We start from the raw sequence: 7,182 nt of genomic DNA on the forward strand, positions 1-7,182 counted from the left end.
CCTCGCCCAGCCCCTCCACGACGCCGGCCGCCTCCATCCCCAGGCCGCTGGGCAGCTTAAGCGGATAGAGCCCGGAGCGATGATAGGTGTCGATGAAGTTGACCCCGATCGCTTCATGACGGACCAGGATCTGGCCGGGGCCGGGGGTCGGGGTCGGGAGGTCGACGAGCTGTAGGACCTCCGGGCCCCCGGTCTGCTCGAAACGGATCGCCTTCATTGGCCGGTCCCCAGGTGCTGTTGGAAGAAGGCGAGGGTGCGTCCGCCGGCGAGCCGGGCGTCGGTCTCGTCATAGTGTTCGCCGCCGACCCTGGCGAAGGCGTGGTCGCGGCCCGGATAGGTGTGGATCTGGATCTGAGGGTGGTTCTTCAGGGTGGCGAGGATCAGCGTTTGCGCTTCCTTCGGCACGAACTGGTCCTCCTCGGCGATGTGCATCAGCAAGGGATCGGCGAGCTTCTCGGCCTCAGCCAGGCGGCTCTCGATCCCCACGCCGTAGTAGGCGACGCTGGCGTCGGAGTCGGTGCGCGCCGCGGTCAGGAAGGCGAGCAGCCCGCCCAGGCAGAAGCCTACCGCGCCGACCTTGCCATTGACCTCGGCCAAGGCGCGGACCTGATCGATGGTCGAGGCGATGTCCTTCACCCCGGCGTCGACGTCGAAGGCGTTGAACAGCTCGAAGGCGCGCTTCCACTCGGCCTCGGACTGGTCGGTGATGTCGATCCCGGGCTCGATGCGCCAGAACAGGTCCGGACAGACGGCGAGGAAGCCCTCGGCGGCCAGACCGTCGCAGATGTCGCGCATGACCTGATTGACCCCGAAGATCTCCTGGATCACCACGACGGCCGGCGCGTTGGTCTTGGCGGGCCGCGCCAGATAGGCGGTGAAGTCGCCGTCCTCGCCCTTGATCGTTATCGTCTCGCCCATCGGCGTCTCCCGTTACACGTGAAAGCCCTCGTCGCGGCTACTAGCGCGGGGCCGCCGTTACCAGCCATAACAATGTCGTCAGGACGCCGGAGGAAACCAGATGAAGATGACCATCGAAGTCGACTGCTCCCCGCAGGAAGCCCGCGCCTTCTTGGGCCTGCCGGACGTCACCCCACTGAACGACAAACTCGTGGAAGAGATGCAGACCCGCATGACCTCCAACATGGCCATGCTGTCGCCCGACGAGCTGATGAAGAACTGGGCGGCTTTCGGGGCTGGCGCCCAGGAGAATTTCCGCAAGCTGATGTCAGCGGCGGTCGACGCGGGCATGGGCAACACCCGCCCAAAATGACCGATACGATCTTCGCGGCGGCCACGGCGCCCGGCCGCGCGGCGGTCGGTGTCGTTCGGCTGTCTGGTCCCGACACGGGCAGGGCGCTCGACGCCTTGGTTCATCGCCGACCCAGGACGCGTCGCGCCGCGCTGCGAAAACTGCGGCACGACGGAGCGGTTCTGGACCAGGCCCTGGTCCTGTGGTTCGAGGGGCCGCACAGCTACACCGGCGAGGATTGCGCCGAGTTTCACGTGCATGGCGGACCCGCCGTCATGGCCGGGCTTTTGGAAGCGCTGGTCGCCCTGGGCCTGCGGTTGGCCGAGCCCGGCGAGTTCACGCGCCGCGCCTTCGAACACGGGAAGCTGGACTTGGCCCAGGCCGAGGGCGTCGCCGACCTGATCGAGGCCGAGACGGAAGCTCAGCGTCGTCAGGCCCTGGACCAGCTGGACGGGGCGCTGGGACAGGCCCAGGCCCGTTGGCGCGAGGCCCTGATCGAAGCCCTGGCCATGTTCGAGGCCGCCGTCGACTTTCCCGACGAGGAGGTGCCCGCCGATGTGGCCGGGCGCGCCAAGCCGATCCTGGCTGGCCTGATCGCCGATCTGGAGCACGCCCTGGCGGACGCCCGGCGCGGGGAGCGGGTGCGCGAAGGCTTCAAGATCGCCCTGATCGGCGCGCCAAACGCCGGCAAGAGCACCATCCTCAACGCTCTTGCGGGGCGGGAAGCCGCGATCGTGACCGCCACGCCGGGCACCACCCGGGACATCATCGAGGTCCCCATGCGGTTCGCGGGCTACAAGGCCCTGCTGGCCGACACGGCTGGGCTGCGTGAAACCGCCGATGAGATCGAGGCGGAGGGCGTGCGCCGCGCCCGCGCCTGGGCCCACGACGCCGATCTGCGGCTCTGGATCGTGGATGGGGCCAGCGACGCCAAGGCGAACCCGCCGGCCGACCTGCACCCCCACGACCTGTGCGTGATCAACAAGGCCGACCTGCCGCCGGGCGCGGAGACTGGCCATGCGGTGGTCGAGGCGCGGGCGTTGGGCATTGACGTGCTGCGGCTCAGCGCACGCGAGGCCGCTGATATCGTCGCCCTGGAGGCGGCGCTGGAGCGCCGGGTCATCGACGCCTTGGCCGGCGCCGAGCCGCCAGCCGCCACCCGTCTACGGCACCGGGAGCTGCTGGGGGAGGCGTTGGAGCGTCTGCGCCGGGCTGAAGGCTATGACGGAGACCTGGAACTGGCCGCGGAGGACGTGCGCCTGGCGGGTAGGGCGCTGGACCGCATCACCGGCCGGATCGATCCCGAGGACGTGCTGGACCGGGTGTTCTCCAGCTTCTGCATCGGGAAGTAGGCTGTTTCACGTGAAACAAGGGCGATCACGCGCCCTGAAACCTTTCACGTGAAAAATCGCCCGCGCTTGGCTATATAGACCCGGCTCGCCCCCGCCTCGCCGGGGGCGTCTTGCTTGGGAACCTGTAGCTTGAGCGCTTGGGACGTCATTGTCATCGGGGGAGGGCACGCCGGCTGCGAGGCCGCGGCGGCCTCGGCGCGCTTCGGCGCGGCCACCCTGCTGCTGACCCACAAGCTGGAAACCATCGGCGAGATGAGCTGCAATCCGGCCATCGGCGGCCTGGGCAAGGGCCATCTCGTCCGCGAGATCGACGCCCTGGACGGCCTGATGGGCCGTTTGGCCGACCAGGCTGGCATCCAGTTCCGGATGCTGAACCGTTCCAAGGGCGCAGCCGTGCGCGGCCCGCGCAGACAGATCGACCGCAAGCTCTATCGCCAGGCGATGCAGGCCGAACTTGCGCAGACGCCGAACCTCGAGGTGCTTGCCGAGGCGGTTGAGGATCTGATCGTCACGGACGGCGTGGTTCTGGGCGTGATCGGCGCCTCGGGGACCGAGTACCGGGCCGGCCGCGTGGTCCTGACCACCGGCACGTTCCTGAAGGGCCTGATCCATCGCGGCGAGACTCGCACGCCGGCCGGCCGGGTGGGCGATGCGCCGGCTATCGGGCTTTCGGACCGGCTCTACGCCAGCGGGCTTACCATGGGCCGCCTGAAGACCGGCACGCCGGCGCGGCTGGACGGCTCGACGATTGCCTGGGACGGGCTGGAAATGCAGGCGGCGGACGCAGAGCCGATCCCGTTCTCGTTCCTCACCGACAGGATCACGACCCGCCAGATCGAGTGCGGCGTGACCTATACGACCGCTGAGACCCACAGGATCATCGCCGAGCGCCTGACGGAGTCGGCGGTCTATGGCGGCCGGATCAACGGTAGGGGGCCGCGTTACTGCCCGTCGATCGAGGACAAGGTGGTCCGGTTCGGCGACAAGGACAGCCACCAGATCTTTCTGGAGCCGGAAGGGCTGGACGACGACACTGTCTACCCGAATGGGATCTCCACCTCGGTGTCGGAAGAGACCCAGGACCTGTTCCTGCGGACCATTCCCGGGCTGGAGAACGTCGAGGTCCGCCGCTACGGCTACGCCATCGAGTACGACTATGTGGACCCGCGGGAGCTGTACCCCACCCTGGAGGTCAAGCGCCTGCCGGGTCTCTATCTCGCCGGGCAGATCAACGGCACCACGGGCTACGAAGAGGCCGGGGCCCAGGGTCTGGTCGCTGGGCTCAACGCGGCCCGCGCGGCGTCAGGTCTCGACGCGGCGGCCTTCGGGCGCGACGAAGCCTATATCGGCGTGCTGATCGACGACCTTGTGACGCGCGGCGTCACCGAGCCCTATCGGATGTTCACCAGCCGAGCGGAATTCCGGCTGTCGCTTCGCGCGGACAACGCCGATCAGCGCCTGACCGCGCGCGGTATGGCCTTGGGCGTCGTCAGTGTTTCACGTGAAACAGCGTGGATGGCCAAGTCGGCAGCACTCGGTCATGCCCGCGCTCGGGCGGCTGAACTGACCCTGACGCCTAACGTCGCCGCCAAAGCCGGCCTGCCGGTCAAGGCCGACGGCGTGGTTCGTGACCTGACCCAGCTGCTGTCGTATCCGACGATCAGCTTCGAAGACCTCACGGTGATTTGGCCTGAACTGGCGGCCTGGGCGCCGGAAATCCGGGAGCAGATCGAGATCGACGCGGCCTATTCCGGCTATCTGGACCGGCAGGCCCAGGACGTCGCCGCCTTCCGCCGGGACGAGAACCTGCGCCTTCCCGCGGACCTGGACTATGCCGGTGTCGGCGGTCTCTCCAACGAGGTGCGCGAGAAGCTGATCGCCGTGTGTCCGCTGACCCTGGGCCAGGCGGCCCGCATCGAAGGCGTCACCCCCGGCGCGCTCACAGCCCTGCTGGCCCATGTCCGTCGCCACGCAGCCTGACCTCGCCCAGGTGATCGAGGTGGCGACCGCGGCCGACTTCGCCGCCGCCGCTGGGGCCAGTCCGGCCGCCTTGGCTGACCTTGAGCAATACCGGTCATACCTGATCGACTGGAACCAGCGGATGAACCTGGTGGGCCCCGCGACATTGGACGTCTTCTGGTCCCGGCACGCCTGGGACTCGGCCCAGATCCTGCCGTTGGCGCCCGAGGCGCTTACCTGGGCCGACCTCGGCACGGGCGCAGGATTGCCCGGTATCGTGCTGGCGATCCTGCAGAAAGACTGCCCCGGTTTCCACGTCCACCTGATCGACAGCCTGGCCAAGCGTTGCCGGTTCCTGACCGAGGTGGTCGAGGGGCTGAAGCTGCCGGCCACCGTTCACAATTCTCGTGCGGAGGACTTGTCCCTGACTGTGGATATCGTCACCGCACGGGCTTGCGCGCCCTTGCACCGCCTGTTCGGGTATGGCCAGCCTTACCTGAAGCGTGGCGCGACGGCGCTGTTCCTCAAGGGCCAAGATGTAGCGTCCGAACTTGAGGAGGCTACGAGATATTGGGAATTCGAGGCGGACGTGTTGCCCAGCTTGAGTGACGCCAGAGGCCGTATCGTGCGCGTGAAAAGGCTGGGCCGTGGTCGCTGACCGTAAACTGCGCGTGCTGGTGATCGCCAACCAGAAGGGCGGGGTGGGCAAGACCACCACCGCGATCAATCTGGGCACGGCCCTCGCCGCGGTCGGCGAACGGGTGCTGCTGATCGATTCCGATCCTCAGGGCAACGCCTCGACGGGCCTGGGCATCGGCCGGGCCCTGCGCAAGATCACGCTCTATGACGTCCTGATGGGCGAACACTCCCTGGAGGAGTCGGTCATCAAGACCGAGATTCCAGGCCTGGACCTGTCGCCGTCTGACCCCGACCTGTCCGGGGTCGAGCTGGAGTTGGGCCAACTGCCGCGCCGCTCATTCAAGCTTCGGGACGCCATGGATTCGATCCGTGCGTCCAAGGCCTACACCTACGTGCTGATCGACTGCCCGCCGTCGCTGAACCTGCTCACGGTCAATGCCATGGCCGCGGCCGACGCGGTGCTGGTGCCGCTGCAGTGCGAGTTCTTCGCCCTCGAGGGCCTGACCCAACTCATGCGCACGGTGGATCTGGTCAAGGGCAGCCTGAACCCGTCGCTGGAGATCCAGGGTGTGGTCCTGACCATGTACGATCGCCGCAATAGCTTGTCGGAACAGGTGGCGAAGGATGTGCGTGGGCACTTCGGCGAGACGGTCTACCAGACCGTGATCCCCCGCAATGTCCGGGTCTCCGAGGCGCCGTCGTTCGGCAAGCCGGTGCTGGTCTACGACCTGAAGTGCCGGGGCTCGCAGGCCTATCTGAAACTGGCCCGCGAGGTGGTGATGCGTGAGCGCGACCGCCGCGCCAAGGCGGCTTAGGGAACCATGATGGCCGAGAAACGCGGACTGGGCCGGGGGCTGTCGGCCCTGCTGGGCGACGTCGAGGAGACCAATGTCGCCACCGGCGCCGGCGACGCCGCCGGGGTGCGCGAGATTCCCATCGAGCTGATCCATCGCAATCCCGACCAGCCGCGCGTTCACTTCGCCGAGACCGAGATCGACGAGCTGGCCGACTCGATCCGAGGCAAGGGCGTGCTGCAGCCGATCCTGGTGCGGCCCGATCCCGGCGAGGCCGGCGCCTTCCAGATCGTCGCCGGCGAGCGGCGCTGGCGGGCCAGCCAGAAGGCGGGCCTGCGGGCGATGCCGGCCCTGATCCGCGAACTGGACGACCAGCAGGTCCTCGAGATCGCGGTCATCGAGAATGTCCAGCGGGCCAACCTCAACGCCATCGAAGAGGCCGCCGCCTACCAGCAGCTCATCGACCGGTTCGGCCGGACCCAGGACGAGGTCGCCCAGAGCGTCGGCAAGAGCCGCAGCCACGTGGCCAACACCCTGCGCCTCATGAACCTGCCGGTGGCGGTCCGCGAGCTGGTGATGGAGGGCAAGCTGAGCGCCGGTCACGCCCGGGCGATCCTGAGCGCGGGCGATCCCCTGACCCTGGCGCACAACATCATCGCGCGGGGCCTTTCGGTCCGCGACACCGAGGCGTTGGTTCGCAAGGCGCCGACCGGCGCCAAGGCGGCGACGCCGCGCAAGGCCGGCAAGGACACCGACACCTTGGCCTTGGAGAACGACCTCGCCGACATCCTGGGTCTCGAGGTCGAGGTGGTCGATCGGGGCGGGGCGGGGGAGCTCAGGATCAAGTACGCGACCCTGGAGCAGCTCGACGAGCTCTGCCGTCGGCTCAGCTCACGAGGCTGATTTTCGGCCCTCGCTAAGTCATTGATTTAGCAGGGCGCGTTTTCGGAATTCGACCTGACGCGCACAGCCGACCGAGCGTCCGTACTCGTACACGGTCGTTTCGTGACAGGTCGAATTCCGAAAACGCGCCCTGCTAAATCAATGACTTAGCGAGGGCCGAAAATCAACCTCGTGAGCTGAGCCGACGGCAGAGCTCGTCGAGCTGCTCCAGGGTCGCGTACTTGATCCTGAGCTCCCCCGCCCCGCCCCGATCGACCACCTCGACCTCGAGACCCAGGATGTCGGC

Annotated in this window: 8 protein-coding genes; 6 read left to right on the forward strand and 2 right to left on the reverse strand. The window is 67.8% G+C overall.

The features are described 5' to 3' along the window. Together RMO04_RS01330 and RMO04_RS01335 are read right to left on the reverse strand one after the other, a co-directional pair. A partial coding sequence (locus RMO04_RS01330) for an alcohol dehydrogenase catalytic domain-containing protein (protein WP_405041446.1) occupies positions 1-217 on the reverse strand: 217 nt, incomplete at its 3' end. Then, positions 214-918: a dienelactone hydrolase family protein gene (locus tag RMO04_RS01335; RefSeq protein ID WP_309642997.1), complete on the reverse strand. Its 705-nt coding sequence runs from the start codon at positions 916-918 to the stop codon at positions 214-216. The genes RMO04_RS01330 and RMO04_RS01335, both read right to left, overlap by 4 nt. Before the next feature lie 100 nt (positions 919-1,018). Between RMO04_RS01335 and RMO04_RS01340 the strand changes: the two genes are divergently transcribed. The 6 genes from RMO04_RS01340 to RMO04_RS01365 all read left to right on the forward strand — a co-directional run bounded on the left by RMO04_RS01340 (position 1,019) and on the right by RMO04_RS01365 (position 6,896). Further along, the gene (locus tag RMO04_RS01340) at positions 1,019-1,270 is read left to right on the forward strand and encodes a DUF6489 family protein (protein ID WP_309642998.1); all 252 of its coding nucleotides are present in this window, start codon (positions 1,019-1,021) and stop codon (positions 1,268-1,270) included. Continuing rightward, positions 1,267-2,601, forward strand: a complete 1,335-nt coding sequence (gene mnmE / locus RMO04_RS01345; RefSeq protein WP_309642999.1) for a tRNA uridine-5-carboxymethylaminomethyl(34) synthesis GTPase MnmE — start codon at positions 1,267-1,269, stop codon at positions 2,599-2,601. The genes RMO04_RS01340 and mnmE overlap by 4 nt, the downstream gene beginning before the upstream one ends. Positions 2,602-2,730: 129 nt before the next feature. Then, positions 2,731-4,581, forward strand: a complete 1,851-nt coding sequence (gene mnmG, locus RMO04_RS01350; protein WP_309643000.1) for a tRNA uridine-5-carboxymethylaminomethyl(34) synthesis enzyme MnmG — start codon at positions 2,731-2,733, stop codon at positions 4,579-4,581. Next, positions 4,559-5,218, forward strand: a complete 660-nt coding sequence (gene rsmG, locus RMO04_RS01355) for a 16S rRNA (guanine(527)-N(7))-methyltransferase RsmG (protein WP_309643001.1) — start codon at positions 4,559-4,561, stop codon at positions 5,216-5,218. Before mnmG ends, rsmG begins: the two co-directional genes overlap by 23 nt. Before the next feature lie 7 nt (positions 5,219-5,225). Next, positions 5,226-6,014 (forward strand): ParA family protein, encoded by a 789-nt coding sequence (locus RMO04_RS01360; RefSeq protein WP_405041447.1) that lies wholly within the window; start codon positions 5,226-5,228, stop codon positions 6,012-6,014. 6 nt (positions 6,015-6,020) lie between these two features. Then, a complete protein-coding gene (locus RMO04_RS01365; protein ID WP_309643003.1) occupies positions 6,021-6,896 on the forward strand; it encodes a ParB/RepB/Spo0J family partition protein in 876 nt (291 codons plus the stop codon). Positions 6,897-7,182: the final 286 nt, after the last annotated feature.

It is taken from the genome of Phenylobacterium sp. (assembly GCF_031412415.1).
Lineage (GTDB): Bacteria > Pseudomonadota > Alphaproteobacteria > Caulobacterales > Caulobacteraceae > Phenylobacterium.

Coding starts and splice junctions, on each gene's coding strand:
- RMO04_RS01365 (WP_309643003.1), top strand. CDS start 6,021: ATGATGGCCGAGAAACGCGGACTGGGCCGGGGGCTGTCGGCCCTGCTG.
- rsmG (WP_309643001.1), top strand. CDS start 4,559: ATGTCCGTCGCCACGCAGCCTGACCTCGCCCAGGTGATCGAGGTGGCG.
- mnmE (WP_309642999.1), top strand. CDS start 1,267: ATGACCGATACGATCTTCGCGGCGGCCACGGCGCCCGGCCGCGCGGCG.
- RMO04_RS01340 (WP_309642998.1), top strand. CDS start 1,019: ATGAAGATGACCATCGAAGTCGACTGCTCCCCGCAGGAAGCCCGCGCC.
- RMO04_RS01335 (WP_309642997.1), bottom strand. CDS start 918: ATGGGCGAGACGATAACGATCAAGGGCGAGGACGGCGACTTCACCGCC.